This is a genomic window from Phenylobacterium sp., from assembly GCF_031425575.1.
In the GTDB taxonomy this organism is placed as follows: domain Bacteria; phylum Pseudomonadota; class Alphaproteobacteria; order Caulobacterales; family Caulobacteraceae; genus Phenylobacterium.
Window position 1 is genome coordinate 1 of record NZ_JANPJP010000206.1, and the last position, 13,250, is coordinate 13,250.

The 13,250-nt window shown below is 67.3% G+C and carries 22 protein-coding genes; 10 read left to right on the forward strand and 12 right to left on the reverse strand.

Annotated features, from left to right (window positions below; genetic code table 11):
• From RMO97_RS11750 to RMO97_RS11760, 3 genes are all read left to right on the forward strand, one after another.
• A partial coding sequence (locus tag RMO97_RS11750; RefSeq protein WP_310541250.1) for a response regulator occupies positions 1–264 on the forward strand: 264 nt, incomplete at its 5' end.
• Positions 261–1,088, forward strand: coding sequence for a protein-glutamate O-methyltransferase CheR (locus RMO97_RS11755; RefSeq protein ID WP_310541252.1), 828 nt, complete (start codon positions 261–263; stop codon positions 1,086–1,088). The genes RMO97_RS11750 and RMO97_RS11755, both read left to right, overlap by 4 nt.
• 51 nt (positions 1,089–1,139) lie before the next feature.
• Positions 1,140–1,766, forward strand: a complete 627-nt coding sequence (locus RMO97_RS11760) for a hypothetical protein (protein ID WP_310541254.1) — start codon at positions 1,140–1,142, stop codon at positions 1,764–1,766.
• 64 nt (positions 1,767–1,830) lie between these two features.
• Here the strand turns inward: RMO97_RS11760 and RMO97_RS11765 are convergent, their stop codons facing one another.
• Genes RMO97_RS11765 through RMO97_RS11780 form a run of 4 tightly spaced genes read right to left on the reverse strand, consistent with a single transcriptional unit; the run spans position 1,831 to position 4,546 of the window.
• The gene (locus RMO97_RS11765) at positions 1,831–1,968 is read right to left on the reverse strand and encodes an entericidin A/B family lipoprotein (RefSeq protein WP_310541255.1); all 138 of its coding nucleotides are present in this window, start codon (positions 1,966–1,968) and stop codon (positions 1,831–1,833) included.
• Positions 1,969–2,013: 45 nt separating this feature from the next.
• Positions 2,014–3,738 (reverse strand): sensor histidine kinase, encoded by a 1,725-nt coding sequence (locus tag RMO97_RS11770; protein ID WP_310541256.1) that lies wholly within the window; start codon positions 3,736–3,738, stop codon positions 2,014–2,016.
• Positions 3,739–3,752: 14 nt separating this feature from the next.
• Complete coding sequence (locus RMO97_RS11775; protein ID WP_310541258.1) at positions 3,753–4,358, reverse strand: sigma-70 family RNA polymerase sigma factor; 606 nt, start codon at positions 4,356–4,358, stop codon at positions 3,753–3,755.
• Positions 4,358–4,546 (reverse strand): NepR family anti-sigma factor, encoded by a 189-nt coding sequence (locus tag RMO97_RS11780; RefSeq protein WP_310541259.1) that lies wholly within the window; start codon positions 4,544–4,546, stop codon positions 4,358–4,360. Before RMO97_RS11780 ends, RMO97_RS11775 begins: the two co-directional genes overlap by 1 nt.
• Positions 4,547–4,769: 223 nt before the next feature.
• Between RMO97_RS11780 and RMO97_RS11785 the strand changes: the two genes are divergently transcribed.
• The gene (locus RMO97_RS11785) at positions 4,770–5,564 is read left to right on the forward strand and encodes a response regulator (RefSeq protein WP_310541261.1); all 795 of its coding nucleotides are present in this window, start codon (positions 4,770–4,772) and stop codon (positions 5,562–5,564) included.
• A gap of 100 nt (positions 5,565–5,664) precedes the next feature.
• Positions 5,665–5,838, forward strand: coding sequence for a DUF1328 family protein (locus RMO97_RS11790; RefSeq protein WP_310541262.1), 174 nt, complete (start codon positions 5,665–5,667; stop codon positions 5,836–5,838).
• 71 nt (positions 5,839–5,909) lie between these two features.
• Here the strand turns inward: RMO97_RS11790 and RMO97_RS11795 are convergent, their stop codons facing one another.
• Positions 5,910–6,176, reverse strand: a complete 267-nt coding sequence (locus RMO97_RS11795; protein WP_310541264.1) for a hypothetical protein — start codon at positions 6,174–6,176, stop codon at positions 5,910–5,912.
• Between the two features lie 12 nt (positions 6,177–6,188).
• Entirely contained in the window at positions 6,189–6,392 is a 204-nt protein-coding gene (locus tag RMO97_RS11800) for a hypothetical protein (RefSeq protein ID WP_310541266.1), read from the reverse strand.
• 146 nt (positions 6,393–6,538) lie between these two features.
• On the opposite strand from RMO97_RS11800, the gene RMO97_RS11805 reads away from it, so the two are divergent.
• Positions 6,539–6,865, forward strand: coding sequence for a PRC-barrel domain-containing protein (locus RMO97_RS11805; protein WP_310541267.1), 327 nt, complete (start codon positions 6,539–6,541; stop codon positions 6,863–6,865).
• A gap of 192 nt (positions 6,866–7,057) precedes the next feature.
• Here RMO97_RS11805 and RMO97_RS11810 read toward each other — a convergent pair whose 3' ends face one another.
• Positions 7,058–7,516 carry an OmpA family protein gene (locus RMO97_RS11810; protein ID WP_310541268.1) on the reverse strand — a complete coding sequence of 153 codons (459 nt, stop codon included), beginning with the start codon at positions 7,514–7,516 and terminating at the stop codon, positions 7,058–7,060.
• A 162-nt stretch (positions 7,517–7,678) separates the two neighbouring features.
• Here RMO97_RS11810 and RMO97_RS11815 point away from each other — a divergent pair, with 162 nt between their 5' ends.
• From RMO97_RS11815 to RMO97_RS11825, 3 genes are read left to right on the forward strand one after another with little or no spacing between them, the layout of a single operon-like run.
• Positions 7,679–7,996, forward strand: coding sequence for a hypothetical protein (locus RMO97_RS11815; RefSeq protein WP_310541269.1), 318 nt, complete (start codon positions 7,679–7,681; stop codon positions 7,994–7,996).
• A gap of 8 nt (positions 7,997–8,004) precedes the next feature.
• Positions 8,005–8,919, forward strand: a complete 915-nt coding sequence (locus RMO97_RS11820) for a diacylglycerol kinase family protein (RefSeq protein ID WP_310541271.1) — start codon at positions 8,005–8,007, stop codon at positions 8,917–8,919.
• Positions 8,919–9,695, forward strand: coding sequence for a metallophosphoesterase (locus tag RMO97_RS11825; RefSeq protein ID WP_310541273.1), 777 nt, complete (start codon positions 8,919–8,921; stop codon positions 9,693–9,695). Before RMO97_RS11820 ends, RMO97_RS11825 begins: the two co-directional genes overlap by 1 nt.
• Positions 9,696–9,762: 67 nt before the next feature.
• Here RMO97_RS11825 and RMO97_RS11830 read toward each other — a convergent pair whose 3' ends face one another.
• From RMO97_RS11830 to RMO97_RS11845, 4 genes are all read right to left on the reverse strand, one after another.
• Complete coding sequence (locus RMO97_RS11830; protein ID WP_215338125.1) at positions 9,763–9,933, reverse strand: DUF1328 domain-containing protein; 171 nt, start codon at positions 9,931–9,933, stop codon at positions 9,763–9,765.
• Between the two features lie 27 nt (positions 9,934–9,960).
• Complete coding sequence (locus RMO97_RS11835; protein WP_310541274.1) at positions 9,961–10,638, reverse strand: superoxide dismutase; 678 nt, start codon at positions 10,636–10,638, stop codon at positions 9,961–9,963.
• 69 nt (positions 10,639–10,707) lie between these two features.
• Positions 10,708–11,109 carry a hypothetical protein gene (locus RMO97_RS11840; RefSeq protein WP_310541275.1) on the reverse strand — a complete coding sequence of 134 codons (402 nt, stop codon included), beginning with the start codon at positions 11,107–11,109 and terminating at the stop codon, positions 10,708–10,710.
• Positions 11,106–11,429 (reverse strand): glycine zipper domain-containing protein, encoded by a 324-nt coding sequence (locus tag RMO97_RS11845; protein WP_215338128.1) that lies wholly within the window; start codon positions 11,427–11,429, stop codon positions 11,106–11,108. Before RMO97_RS11845 ends, RMO97_RS11840 begins: the two co-directional genes overlap by 4 nt.
• Before the next feature lie 198 nt (positions 11,430–11,627).
• Here RMO97_RS11845 and RMO97_RS11850 point away from each other — a divergent pair, with 198 nt between their 5' ends.
• Complete coding sequence (locus RMO97_RS11850; RefSeq protein WP_310541276.1) at positions 11,628–13,040, forward strand: HWE histidine kinase domain-containing protein; 1,413 nt, start codon at positions 11,628–11,630, stop codon at positions 13,038–13,040.
• On the opposite strand, the gene RMO97_RS11855 is transcribed toward RMO97_RS11850, so the two are convergent.
• A partial coding sequence (locus RMO97_RS11855) for a hypothetical protein (RefSeq protein WP_310541277.1) occupies positions 13,037–13,250 on the reverse strand: 214 nt, incomplete at its 5' end. The genes RMO97_RS11850 and RMO97_RS11855 overlap by 4 nt on opposite strands.

Below are 13,250 nucleotides of genomic sequence, written 5' to 3' on the forward strand. Positions count from 1 at the left end.
ATGGAGGCGCTTGCCTGGTGCCGGGCGGCCATGCCTGACGCCGTGCTGCTGGACTGGAACATGCCGGTGATGACGGGCATCGAATTCCTGCGACACCTGCGCCTGGAGCCGGGTGGGGACAAGCCCACCGTGGTGTTCTGCACCGTCGAGAATGATCTCGAACGCATCCGCGAGGCGCTGGACTGCGGAGCCAACGAGTACATTATGAAGCCCTTCGACGGCGACATCATCGCTTCGAAATTCGCTGAGGCCGGACTGGCATGAGGTCCGAGGACATCGATCTGGTGGTCCAGCTCTGCGCGTCCCGTGCGGGGCTCTTCGTGGACCCGGACAAGACCTACCTGCTGGAGAGCCGTCTGGGCCCGGTCGCCCGGCGCGAGAACTTCGGCTCCATCGACGACATGATCGCCGCCCTGCGCGCCAAGCGTGAAGACCGGCTGGCCTGGGCGATCGTCGAGTGCATGGCCTCGAGTGAGACCGCCTTCTTCCGCGACCGCGCGCCCTTCGTTCTGTTCCGGGACGAGATCCTGCCCACCCTTGCGCGCCTACGCGACGGCGAGCCCATCCGCATCTGGAGCGCGGCCTGCGGCTCGGGCCAGGAAGTCTATTCCCTGGCCATGACCATCGAGGACCAGCGGGCCCTGATTCCGGGCGCCAAACTGGAGCTGTTCGCCTCGGACCTCTCCGAGCGCGCCCTGGAAAAGGCGCAGACCGGCCTCTACACCCAGTTCGAGATCCAGCGCGGCCTGCCGATCCGCCAGCTGGTGCGCCACTTCGAGAAGGCCGACGAGATGTGGGCGCTCGCCCCGCGGATCCGTCAGATGGTCCGCTGGCGGCGCATCAACCTGGTGGCCGACCTCTCGGCCGCCGGCCGCTTCGACGTGATCTTCTGCCGATATGTCCTGAACGGCCTGGTGGAGCCGATGCGGGCCCGCCTGCTGGAGAACCTGGCCCGGGCGCTGAGCCCAGATGGCTTCCTGTTTCTGGGCCTGGGGGAGACCTCCACCGGCCTCTCCGAGGCCTTCCAGCCGGTCAGCGGGCGACCTGGGCTCTACGCCCGCAATCCTTCCTTTCGCGCCGCCGCCTGACAGGCGGAGTCACACCACCTAGACTGCCCCCATCACTCGGGGGATTCTTTGATGTCCAAGCGCCTGTTGTCCGCGACCGCCGCGATCCTGGCCGCAACCCTGGCCCTGGCCAGCTGCAACAAGCCGACTCAGGAGCCGTCCGCGCCGGTCTCTCCAGGACAGCCGACACCGCCTGTCGCGCCGCCAGCACCCGTCGAGACCCCGGCGCCCGCCGCGCGTTTGACCGGCTTCTTCCATCAGCCAGGCCTCAACCTGTTTGGCTATTATTTCCCCAAGGCGCCCATCCAGTTCGGAAACTTCAAGCTCCGCCAGCTGCACCTGGGCTCGCCGGAAGAGTTCGCCAGCTACGAAAAGGGCCAGAGGATCTCGCCCAACTACGCTCCGGTGATGCTGGAGTTCGACGACGTGACCAGCCCCCAGCGGGAGAACGAGCTGGGACAGACCTATCATGAGGTCAGTCGCCGCGTTCTGCCCACGGCCTACAGGATCACCGCCGAGCAACTGAGCTTCCATGGCCGGGACGATGTGCTGGGAGAGGTCAGCTTCGATGGGCGGATCGACGCCAAGGCCCTGGAGCGGGTCCAGGCCGGCGGGGCTGAGGAGACTGTGCTGGACGGGGCGATCGCCGCCATGGGCCAGAAGCTCAACCGGGCCTTCGTCTGGTTCGGCGGCGACTGAACCTTCGCCCACGAAAAATCCCGCCGCAGAGACTGCGGCGGGACTTCCAGGCCTTGAAACGGGCTTAGCGCTTAGCGTCTTCGGCGGTGTTGGTCACAGCCGAACCGGCGGCGGACACGTCCTGGCCGGCGCCCGACAGGGTGTTGCAGGCCGAAATGGCGAAGGTGGCGGCCACAACGGCCAATAGAGCGAGCTTACGCATATGGGTGTCTCCCCGGGGGATGTTGAACTTGCGGGAGACGAACGGTCAGGCTGCGACCTGGTTCCCTGATTGGTCGTCAGGCTTCACTGTATTTTCGAGGCCGGGGGTCGGGAAGACGAGCCGTACGGTCACGCCGCCGGTTTCATTGCGGACCAGTTCGGTCTTGCCGCGCAGCTGACGGGCGAAGGCGGTCATCAGGGTCCGGCCCACGCCGGACGCCGTAAGCACGTCATTGCTGGACTGCCCGTCGTCGCTGATATCCAGCTCCGCCTCGTCGCCATGCACCTTGAAGGTGACCGTCAGCGTGCCGCCTCGACCCGCGAAGGCGTGCTTCTGGGCGTTGGTGATCGCCTCGACGGCGAACAGGGCGAGCGGCGCCAGCCTGTCGGGGTCGATCACCAGGGCGTCCACATGCATCTCGGTCTTCACCGGGGCCCCGTGCAGGGCCTCGGCGGAGATGAGCTGGGCGGTCAGCTCCTCCAGGAAGGGGCGCAGGTCCACCTTTTTCAGGTCGGGGCCTTGGTACAGAGCGCGATAGATGAGGGCGAGCGCGGTGATCCTCTGGCGGGTGTCGGACATGGCCGCCCGGGCGGCTGGGTCGGTGAGGGCGCGCTGCTGCATGTTCAGCAGCGAGGAAATGACCTGCAGGTTGTTCTTCACCCGGTGATGGATCTCGCGCATCAGCGCGTCCTTCTGGGCCAGGTTGTCGCGCAGGGTGGCGTCGCGCCCAACGATGGCGTCGGCCATCTGCTCCAGGGTTTCGGCCAGGTCGCGGATTTCCGGGGGCGCCTGTTCGGCCTGGACCGGACGCACCGTCAGGCGGCCCCGGGCATAGAGCGCCGCGATCCGTTGCAGATAGGCGATCCAGCGGATCACCACCCGGTCGGTCACCACCAGCACCGCCACCAGCGCCAGCACGAAGGTCAGGATGGGGAAGAGCAGGCCGGTCAGGGGGTTAAGCCGCGCCCAGGAGAACAGGCCCTGGGACTTGGCCGACAGGATCACATAGAGGTCGTCGCCCACCAGCGGGGCGGCGGAGTAGACCCGGCGCTCGCCGCGCCGGTCCTGCGCGTACCAGACCACCGACCCCTTGGCGTCGGCGCGGGCTCGCCAGGCGCTGGGCAGGTCGGGGAAGGCCTCCCTGTCTGTGAAGTTCATGTAATGACCCTGCCTGTCGGCCAGGGCCACCTCGGCCTCGTCGGGCAGGGAGCGGTCGGACAGGCGCGGAGCGAGGCTCTGCAGGGAGATCACCGCCACCAGGGCGCCGTCGAAGCCGACCTTGGGGTCGGTCGAGCGGACCGCCGCCAGCAGCACCGGCTCACGGCCATAGACCGCGCCGGGATCGCGGGTGACCACAAGGTTGTCGCCCTTGGCGAGCTGCTGGAACCAGGGGCGCTCGGCGCGGCTCGGGTCAGCGGGAACATCGTGGGCGGCGCAGGCGACCCGGCCTCTCCGGTCGAATCGAATCAGGTTTGAATAGCCGGGTATGCGCTGGGTGACCTCGGCCAGACGCTGGGCGCATTGGAAGCCGACGGACGCCGGCGCCAGGGTTTCCAGCAGGATGTCGGCGGCCTCCATCCGCGCCCGCGCCGTGGCGGCGCTGCGCTCGGCCGAGGCGGCGAGGTTCTGGCGGACGATCTCGCCCTCTCGTCGGAACGCCATGGAGGACTGGATGGCACCGAGGATCAGCACCGGCAACAGAGCCGCGGCCAGCGCCGCGGTAAGGCGCACCCGGATCGTCGACAGAGAACCCCAGGGGGATGTGATCATGTCTTGCCCGTCGCCTAGCGGGCGCTAGAGAGGCGCTCCGCATCCGCCAGGATGGAGCGCATCGCGTCGCCTGCGGCCCCACCATCACGATCATAGGCCCCGTCGTCGAGGATCGCATGCAGGGCGCGCCGCGCGCGGCTGACGCGGCTCTTCACGGTGCCGACCGCGCAGTTGCAGATTTCAGCGGCCTCCTCGTAGGCGAACCCCCCGGCGCCCACCAGCACCAGCGCTTCGCGCTGCTCTGCTGGCAGCATGGCGAGCGACAGGCGCAGTTCGTCCAAGGCGACGGGCGCCTCAGGGTCGTCCACCGCCACCAAGGTGCGTTCGGCGGCTTCCTGGTCGAGCTGGCTTTGACGCCAGGACCGGCGTTTCTCGGAATAGAACTGATTGCGCAAGATCATGAAGGTCCAGGCCTTCATGTTGGTGCCCATCTGGAAGCTGTTGCGCGCGTCCCACGCCTTCATCATGGCGTCCTGCGCCAGATCGTCCGCGCCGGCCGGTTCTCCGGCCAGGGTGCGCGCGAAGGCGCGAAGGTGAGGGATAAGTTTGACGAGTTCGCGCTTGAACGCCTCGTCATCCGCGGGCGAGCGGTTGGCGTTCTTGGAATCGTCCCCGGCCATCAGCCGTTCTCCGAGGTACGCTTGTCAGCCTTGCGGAGGATATCGAGGAATTCGTCGGGGACCGGTTCGTTCACGACCTCGTCAAACATCTGACGCAGGCGCGCGCCGATGGCCTGTTGCCGAAGTCGCGCTTCGTCCAGGACCGCGGAGACTTTCCGTGGGTCCACATTGGATACTGGTTCGATCATGTCCTCGGCGCCCCGCTTGCGCGGCGCTTGCCCCCTCGATTGGTCATCGTCGCCCGTCAACGCCCCGCTCCGGTTCCGGTTCCCATGATCACGCCTTAGGATGGAGAAAACGCACGTCTTAGGGAACCGGTTCCCCACAGCGACGTTTCCGGCGCTATGGTGAGCGCTAACGGGCGAGTTGTCCCGCTGCGGTCGCGTGTTCCTTAACGGGGAGGGTATAATCTTGAGTCTGCTAGCCCGACTGGCGCCGCATCTTCCTTATGTGCGCCGCTATGCCCGCGCCCTTACCGGGGATCAAACCACCGGTGATCATTATGTCCGTGTCGCGCTGGAGGCCCTGGCGGCCGGCGAGCGGGTCCTTGAAGCCAATCTCACCCCGCGGGTGGCGCTCTATCACGTTTTCCACGCCATCTGGCTGAGCACAGGCGCCAAGCTTGAGCCCCGGGATAACGACGTCACGGGCGACGACGCCAGCGGCCGGCTGATGCGGATCGCGCCACGGTCGCGCCAAGCCTTCCTGCTGACCGCCCTTGAGGGCTTCACCCCGTCGGAGGCCGCCCAGATCCTGGGCGCCGACTTCGCCGAGGTGGAGGGACTGATCGGTGAGGCGCAGGCGGAGATCGACGCCGAATTGGCCACCGACGTCCTGATCATCGAGGACGAGCCGGTGATCGCCGCGGACATCGAGGCTCTGGTCACCGAACTGGGCCATACCGTGGTGGATATCGCCGCCACCCGAACCGAGGCGGTCGACGCCGTCAACCGCAAGGTCCCTGGTCTGGTGCTGGCCGACATCCAGCTGGCCGATGGCTCCTCTGGAATCGACGCCGTGAAGGACATCCTGGCTCGTTATGACGTGCCGGTGATCTTCATCACCGCCTTCCCGGAACGACTGCTGACCGGCGAGCGCCCCGAGCCCACCTTCCTGATCACCAAACCCTTCCAGCCCGAAACGGTGAAGGCGGCGATCGGCCAAGCCTTGTTCTTCCATCCTCGGAACGCCAAGCAAGCCGCCTAATTCTTCGAGCCATGGCTTGAGCGGAACGTCGGCCTCGCGCCGGCGTTTTCGTCTTCAGGCCGCCGCGTCGAGCGAGGCCACGGTTTGCGGAGTAGATTTCATGCTGGGCTGGTCCTTGACCTTCGCCGTCCTTGCCATCGTGGCGGGCCTTCTGGGCTTCATGGGACTCGCGGGATTGGCCGCCACCGTGGCCAAGGTGCTGCTTGTCGTCTTCCTGGTGCTGCTGATTGCGAGCTTCGTGATCCGCGCGGTGCGGGGGCAGTCGGTTCTCTGATTCGCCCACATCCAGATATGAAAACGGCCGCCCCCTGGGCGGCCGTTTTGCATTAGGACCGTGCGAAAACCCTATCGCGGGGCGTCGGGCGAGGTCTGCTGGGTGTTCTCCGCCGGAGCCCCGGCGTCGAAAATCTGAGCATCGGCGGGCTGACGCGCGTTATTGACCTCGGTGGAGGCGAGGTTGTCGGCCTGCCAGGTCCAGGCGCCGAACAGGGCCATGGCGGCGAGCGCCGTGGAGACCATGAGCACCCAGAAGACGTGACGACCGATTCGGCCCTGACGGGCGCGGGTGGCGTTCAGAACGGGCTGGTCGGAATTGCGTGAGAGGACGGCCATGGGGGTGGCTCCTTAGTTCGGGAAATAGCTGAACGGACTGGCGGGGGCCGGGCCGGCGATGTCGCGAGCGCTGAGATGGCCGATCAGGCCGCCCGCGAAGGCGATCGCGAGAATCACCGCAATGGCGGCCGAGCGGCGGCGCGCCTGGCGCTGGCGAGGACTCGGCGCGGTGAAGATGACCACGTCTTTGGTGGGCGCATCAAAGGCGCGGATCATGGGGGACCCTCGAGTTCGACGCGAGCCGGACGCTCGCATCTGGTCAACGCCACAGCGGTGCTGCTGTTCCCGCTCATCGACGGTTCAGGTGCGCGGCGCCAGGATGGGTCGCAATGAGGCCCCGGCCTCCCTATCTATTGAGCATCATGATCAAGCCCAGGTACCTTCTCGCCGCCGGTGTCGCCGCCGGTCTCATGTTCGCCTTCGCCAACCTCGCCTCTGCGCAAGGCGCCTCCCTGGAAGGTCGCGAAGTGCGCGCCGCTGATGGCGTGGTGCTGGGGACAATCACCAAGGTGATCGTCGGCGCTGACGGAGGTCCGCTGCAGATTCTGGTTCAGCCGAAAGGCGCCCGCCCAACCGGCCCGCGCAGCCTGCCTTACAAAGCCCTAAGCGCGGACGGCGACCGCTTTGTGATTCCCCTCAGCAAGGCGGAGTTCGATTCGATGCCGGCGGTGGATCTGGCGGCGAAATAGATTCCGAAAAAAACGCTCGCAGACCTGGAACAAAGGATTCTGCGGTGAGTTTGATATCTGCGAAGGCGGCGACGCCCCCCCCGACTTGAGACCGGCGCACACGCCGGTCTGCCGCCTTCGCACCCCATTCTCGATGTGCACACCTTCAAGGCGGCTCCCCCCCGGAGCCGTCCTTTCTTTGCGCCCTGCCGGCTACGTCCGCGGGTTGGAGAGCTTGAGGGTGACGTCGGCGCGACGGCGCAGGGGCCGATTGTCGCCGCCGGTGGTCGTGGAGCCGGCCTGGCCTGCGGCGCTCAGATCGAACTCGGCGGCGGGCAGGCCGCTGGCGGCCAGCGCCTGGGTGACGGAAGACGCCCTCTGCCGGGACAGTTCCAGGTTGGCGGCGGGTGCGCCGGCCGCGTCGGCCAGCCCCATCACCAGAACCTTGTCCACCTGACAGCCCTTGGCCTGGTCGGCGGCGGCCCGCAGGACGGCGCGGCCCTCCTTGGTGACCTCGGCGGAGTCAGGTTCGAAGTAAATCTCCGTCGTCACGTCGGCGCATCTCGCCTCACGCGTGACAATGCGGTCGCGGGCGCTGGTCATCGTCGTGCAGCCAGCCCCCAGGACCGCCACCACCAGAACCGCCGCGCCAAATCCATGAACCATCGTCATGAGCCACACCCTATAGGAACAAGCCGCCACAATAGCCCAGCGCCGCAGCATAGCCATCCAAAGCAGCAACGCATGGCGACGCTTCGCGTTCGCCGCCGCAAGGGGAACCCCCAACAGCCTCCACCGTTTCGTAGGTCCAACCAGCGACCGGAGACCACGACCATGCTGTGGAAGCGCCGCGACACGATTTCGACCGAGGCCCTGGCGCCCGAAGAGCACGAGGTTCGCAACGCCTATGAGCGCGGCCGCCGTGACGAGCGCAAGGCGCGCAAGCGTCACCCGATCATGATGACTCTCACCTTCGCCGCCGCCCTGGTGGGCAGCCTGGTGCTGGCCCTGGCGATCAAGGAGGGATCCTTCGCCCGCAGTGGCGGGATCGTCGATCATGGCTTGGCCCTGGCCACCAATCGTGCTCAGCCCGTGGTCATGGACGCTGCACGTGACCTGAAGGCCAAGACCTTCCGCCAGACGGAAAGCTGAGGCCCTACGTGGGGGCCAACATCCGCAGTATCGAACTTGTCGCCAACACCGCCTCCGGCAGTGTCGGAGTCGCTGCGCCCGATGAGGCGCGCGCCTTGCTGGCCGAGTTCGGCGGTAAGACCAATGTGTGCGTGCCTGAGGGCGGGGACCTGGGGGGCTGCCTGCAGGCGGCCATCGACCGTGCTCCGGACCTGCTGGTGATTCTGGCCGGGGACGGCACAGCTCGCGCCGCGGCCGAGCTTTGCGGCATGGACGGGCCGATGATCGCGCCCTTGCCGGGCGGGACCATGAACATGCTGCCCAAGGCGGTCTACGGCACCACCGACTGGAAGGCGGCCCTGCGGGCTACCCTTGAACACGGTGAGGAACGCACGCTGGGCGGTGGCGTGGTGGACGGCCGCCTATTCCTGGTGGCCGCCATCCTTGGCTCCGGAGCCTTGCTGGCGCCGGCCCGCGAGGCGATGCGCGAGGGGCGCCCGGTGATCGCCTTCCACCGCGCCCGTCGAGCGTGGCGCCGCGCCTTTTCCGGACGCCTGCGCTACAGCCTCGACGGCGCGGCGCGCGGCAAGGCAGAGGCCATCACCTTCATGTGCCCCATGGCCTCGCGCGCTCTAAATGATGACGACCAGTTTCTGGAGGCCGCGGTGCTGGATCCAGCCGGCGTGGCCGAGGCGTTGCGGATCGGACTGCACAGCGTGATAGGCGATTGGCGCAACGATCCCGCGGTCGAGGCCTTGGCCTGCCGGCAGGCAAGGGTCTGGGCGTCGAGCGGCATACCGGCCGTACTGGACGGCGAGCCAGCGCGTCTGAAGGCCAGCGTGCAGGTGAGCTGGAAGAGCGCGGTCACGCGCGTGCTGGCCCCCCCCAAGCAAGCCGAAGCCGGCGGCGATGGCGCCGATGAGACGACCAAGGCGGCGAGCTGATGCGCATCGCCCACCTGTCCGACATCCATTTCGGCGGCGAGAACGTCGAGGCGGTGGCCGCGGCGACGCAGTGCCTGGCCGCTGACCAGCTTGATCTGGTGGTGGTCTCCGGCGACCTGACCCGCTTCGGAGAGAAGGGCGAGTTCGCGTCCGCCGCCGCGTGGCTTAAGCAGCTTCCTGAACCCAGGCTGGTGACGCCGGGCAATCACGACGCTCCATATCTCGCCTGGTATGATCGCGTGTTCTCCCCCTTCGCCCGCTATGAGCGCGCCATCGGCCCAGCCCGTTTCCAGACTCATCTGGCGCCGGGCCTAGCGGTGTACGGCGTCAACACGGCCCGCGGGGTGCAGCCCCGGGCCAACTGGTCGAAAGGGCAGATTTCCGACAACCAGGTGCAGGAAGCCTTGGCTTGGTTCGCCGCGGCGCCGGCCGACACTCTGAAGATCGTCGTCTGCCACCATCCGCTCACCGAGATGATCGGCGGGCCCATGACTGGCAAGGTCTGGAATGGCGAGGCTGCGGCCAAGGCCTTCGCCGAGGCGGGGGTCGACCTAGTGCTGAGCGGCCACATCCACGCCCCCTTCACCTGGCCCTACGGCTATGGCGACGGCAAGACCTATGCGGCGGGTTGCGGGACGCTTTCGATCCGCGAGCGCGGCGTTCCGCCGGGCTACAACATCGTCGAGACCGACGGCGCCGAGATCCGCGTCACGGCCAAGGCCTGGACCGGGAGCAAGTACGAGTCGGAGCGCACCTGGTCGCTGACGCGACGCTGACCGCGCAAAGAAAAGCGCGCGCCCGACCGGGTCGGACGCGCGCTTCTCGGCGTTCGTTGGGACGTGTCTAGACGCTTCGCCCGCGGACCAGGTGCATGACCAGGCTGACCACGAACAGCACCAGGAAGACGAAGAACAGAATCTTGGCGACACCCATCGCGGCGCCCGCGATGGAGGTGAAGCCGAGGAGGCCGGCGATCAAGGCGACCACCAGGAAGGTCAGGGCCCAGCTCAACATGGGGGAAGCTCCGGTTTGGTTTCGTATCTAGCTTGAACGTGCTTCAAGCTCAGCCGTTCCCGTGGCGGGCTTCACCGGCGCCGGATGGCTCCAGGCTTGGCCTTCCCCACGCGACGCCGCGTACTGGCGCTCGGCGAAGCTCCAGTTCGGCAGGGAGTCGAACCAGGCGTTCAGGAAGCCCTCACGGTCGTTCTGGTGGTCAAGATAGTAGGCGTGCTCCCACACATCACAGACCAGCAGGGGCGTAAGGCCCCGATGGATCAGCAGGTCCTCGGCGTCATGGGTGGACAGCAGCTTGAGGGTCTCACCCTCGGCGGCCAACCAGACCCAGCCGGAGCCGAAGTGGCCGTTCCCCTCCTTGACGAAGGCGGCCTTCAGGGCCTCAAGCCCGCCGAAGTCGCGGGCGATCGCCTGAATCAGGACGCCCTCGGGGGCCTGACGCCGCGCGCTCATCGCGGTCCAGAAGAAGGTGTGGTTCCAGGCCTGGGCGGCGTTGTTGAAGAGCTTAGTGGCCGCGTCATCGCCGGCGGCCTTCCGGACCACCTCCTCGAGGCTGTCCGGTGTGCGGCCGGCCCTAGCCAGCAGCGTATTGAGAGTCTCGATGTATTTCTTGTGATGCTTGCCGTGATGCACATTCATGGTGGCGCGCGAGATCACCGGCTCGAGGGCGGCGTGGTCGTAGGGCAGGGGGGGCAGTTCGAACATGGCGGGGTTCCAGGTGGGGGGCTTGAAACGCCCGTCCCTTCCGAAACCCCTGAACCCGCGTCGGGTTCGCTACTTTTTCTTCGCCTTGTCGGCGGAGCGTGTAGCCATGGCGGTGGCGAGCACCGTCGCCACGATCTTCGGATTCCGCAGCGCCACGAGGCTGGCGCCGATGATGGCGCTGGCCGCGACGATGGGCTTTTCCTTGGCGAGATCGAGCAGCCGGGTGAGGGTGTCTCGCTCCTCGGCCTGTTTTCCAAGCTTCGGAGGGTTGACCTTGATCAGCAGCGCCAGGGCGCACAGCGCCATCAACACCGCCGCCGCACCGGCGACGCAGGCTGCGCCCCAGGCCGGCCCCACCTGCGGCAGGACGGCCGCATAGAGCGTAAAGGCCAGAGCCACGACGACAACGACCGCCGCCGCGCCGAGCGCGGAGACGGCCGAGACGTAGAGAACGGCTTTCTTGAAGATCAACGGTTGCGGCCGCTGGCCAGCAGGAGACCCACCAGGAGACCAACGCCCAGCGCCGTGCCGGCGGCCATCAGGGGCTTCTCGCGGACGCGCTCGACGACGTAGCGTTGGGCCTCGTCGAGATGCTCGCCGGCGTTGTCGGCATAGGTGCGGCTTTGGGCGCGAACCTGCTCCATTCCCTCGGCGACGACCTTCTCAAAGCGCTTCGCGGCTTCGGCGAAGCTGCGTTCGGCCTGGCTGGCCAGTTGGGTCGCGGCTTCGGCCACGGAATTGGCGGCGGCCTTGGCTTCCTCGGCAGTCCGTTCGACGGCGTTCGCGGGCATTGAAGAATCTCCAGAAAATTAGGGGCAGCCCCCGCAAGGCCTTGCGGGCGTGGGGAAGCACAGCCAGAACGCCGCCATCTTAGGCCGGTTCCGGCTGCGGCGCAAAGCGGTCGCGCCTGATCGAATTGTGTTCGGCATTGGGAACCTCAACCCACGGTTCCTGTCGCGTCGGCGCAAACAGCGATCTATGATCTTCTCATGAGTGAGAAGGCCACCGGCCTGAACCTGGACCGCAAGCGCCTCGACCTCGCGCTCCAGGCCGCGCGTCTGGGCGAGTTCGAGTGGGACATCGTCCGTGGCGTTTTCATCGTCAGCGAGCGTATGGCCGCCATGACCGGCCTGCCGTCGGGTGAAATGCCCGTAAGCGGCGCCGCGGAGATTCAGGAATTCGTACATCCCGACGACAGGGACGCCCTGAACCTCAGGATTCAGGAGAGCCTGCGCACCGAAGGCCGCTACGAGGCGGAGTACCGCCTGCGGCCAGGCCCCAACGGCGAGATCACTTGGTTGCGGGCGGTCGGGATCCAGGTTCTCAACGACGCCGGCGAGATGACCTCCATCTGTGGTGTCATCCAGAACATCACCGACAGCCGGGTCGAAGACGACCAGCGCCGCACCCTGATGGCCGAGGTGGACCATAGGGTGAAGAACGTGCTCGCCGCGGTCCAGTCCCTGGCCTACCAGACCGCCAAGCGCACCACCTCTCTCGAGAGCTTCCTCTCCAACTTCGCCGGCCGGCTGAAGTCCATGGGCTCGGCCAACGAGCTTCTGACGGCCGCTCGCTGGCGTGGCGCGGCCATCGCCCACCTGGCGGCCGCCGAACTCGGAGGCATCGCCCCCGGTCAAACCCGTTGGGAGGGGCCCGAGCTCTTCCTAACGCCGCGCGCCGCCAACGCCCTGTCCCTGGCCCTGCACGAATTGGCCACCAATGCGGTGAAATTCGGGGCGCTTTCCACCGACACCGGCCGGGTCGATGTCCGCTGGACGGAACGGCCGGAGGGCGGTTTCGAACTGACCTGGAACGAGAGCGGCGGGCCCCCGGTGGGCGTGCCGGGGCACAAGGGCTTCGGCTCCACCCTGCTGGCCCAGGTCACGGGGCGCGAACTGAACGGCGAGGTGGTCCCCGAATTCCGCGCCGCCGGCGTGCGGGTGCGGGTCACCGCCGGCGCCCAGACCCTGGTGGACCGTCCCGAAAATGTGCCTGAGGCCCCGGTGGTCCGGGTCTTCGAGACCACCCCCAGGACCGACCGGCCCACCGACCTGCGTGGATCGCGGGTGCTGATCGTCGAGGACGCCGTGCTGCTGGCCCTGGAGTTGGAGACCGGCCTGTCCGACGCCGGCGCAGAGGTGGTGGGGCCGGCCTATGAGCTGGCGGAGGCCATGGCCCTGCTGGACGGCCATATCGACGCCGCCGTGCTGGACGCCAACCTCAACGGCCTCTCGGTGCATCCGGTGGCCGAGGCCCTGGCGGCCCGCGGCATCCCCTTCGTCTTCGCCACCGGCTATGGCGACACCGGCGCGCCGCTCGGATTCGACGCCCCGATCATCCGTAAGCCCTACGACGTGACCCAGGTGGCCGCCGCAGTCTCGGCCCTGCTCAACGCCGCCTAAACCTCTTCGCCGTTCAGGAACCTGATCATGGTCGCCGTGGCCGTGCGGTCCTGGATCATGAACAGGTGGCCGCCCTCGAAGAACCGCAACGTCGAGCCCTTGATCCGGCTGGCCAGGTTCTCCTGAGTCGCTGGAAGGGCGATGCCGTCGTAGCGGCCCGCGGCGATCAGGGTCGGCGCCTCGATCTGGTCCAGCCGGTCCCAGGTGTCG

Coding starts and splice junctions, on each gene's coding strand:
- RMO97_RS11815 (WP_310541269.1), top strand. CDS start 7,679: ATGCTGTGGAAGCGCCGCGACACGATTTCGACCGAGGCCCTGGCGCCC.
- RMO97_RS11795 (WP_310541264.1), bottom strand. CDS start 6,176: ATGGCCGTCCTCTCACGCAATTCCGACCAGCCCGTTCTGAACGCCACC.
- RMO97_RS11760 (WP_310541254.1), top strand. CDS start 1,140: ATGTCCAAGCGCCTGTTGTCCGCGACCGCCGCGATCCTGGCCGCAACC.
- RMO97_RS11775 (WP_310541258.1), bottom strand. CDS start 4,358: ATGGCCGGGGACGATTCCAAGAACGCCAACCGCTCGCCCGCGGATGAC.
- RMO97_RS11810 (WP_310541268.1), bottom strand. CDS start 7,516: ATGACGATGGTTCATGGATTTGGCGCGGCGGTTCTGGTGGTGGCGGTC.
- RMO97_RS11765 (WP_310541255.1), bottom strand. CDS start 1,968: ATGCGTAAGCTCGCTCTATTGGCCGTTGTGGCCGCCACCTTCGCCATT.
- RMO97_RS11845 (WP_215338128.1), bottom strand. CDS start 11,429: ATGCCCGCGAACGCCGTCGAACGGACTGCCGAGGAAGCCAAGGCCGCC.
- RMO97_RS11835 (WP_310541274.1), bottom strand. CDS start 10,638: ATGTTCGAACTGCCCCCCCTGCCCTACGACCACGCCGCCCTCGAGCCG.
- RMO97_RS11790 (WP_310541262.1), top strand. CDS start 5,665: ATGCTGGGCTGGTCCTTGACCTTCGCCGTCCTTGCCATCGTGGCGGGC.
- RMO97_RS11780 (WP_310541259.1), bottom strand. CDS start 4,546: ATGATCGAACCAGTATCCAATGTGGACCCACGGAAAGTCTCCGCGGTC.
- RMO97_RS11830 (WP_215338125.1), bottom strand. CDS start 9,933: ATGTTGAGCTGGGCCCTGACCTTCCTGGTGGTCGCCTTGATCGCCGGC.
- RMO97_RS11825 (WP_310541273.1), top strand. CDS start 8,919: ATGCGCATCGCCCACCTGTCCGACATCCATTTCGGCGGCGAGAACGTC.
- RMO97_RS11800 (WP_310541266.1), bottom strand. CDS start 6,392: ATGATCCGCGCCTTTGATGCGCCCACCAAAGACGTGGTCATCTTCACC.
- RMO97_RS11755 (WP_310541252.1), top strand. CDS start 261: ATGAGGTCCGAGGACATCGATCTGGTGGTCCAGCTCTGCGCGTCCCGT.
- RMO97_RS11770 (WP_310541256.1), bottom strand. CDS start 3,738: ATGATCACATCCCCCTGGGGTTCTCTGTCGACGATCCGGGTGCGCCTT.
- RMO97_RS11805 (WP_310541267.1), top strand. CDS start 6,539: ATGATCAAGCCCAGGTACCTTCTCGCCGCCGGTGTCGCCGCCGGTCTC.
- RMO97_RS11850 (WP_310541276.1), top strand. CDS start 11,628: ATGAGTGAGAAGGCCACCGGCCTGAACCTGGACCGCAAGCGCCTCGAC.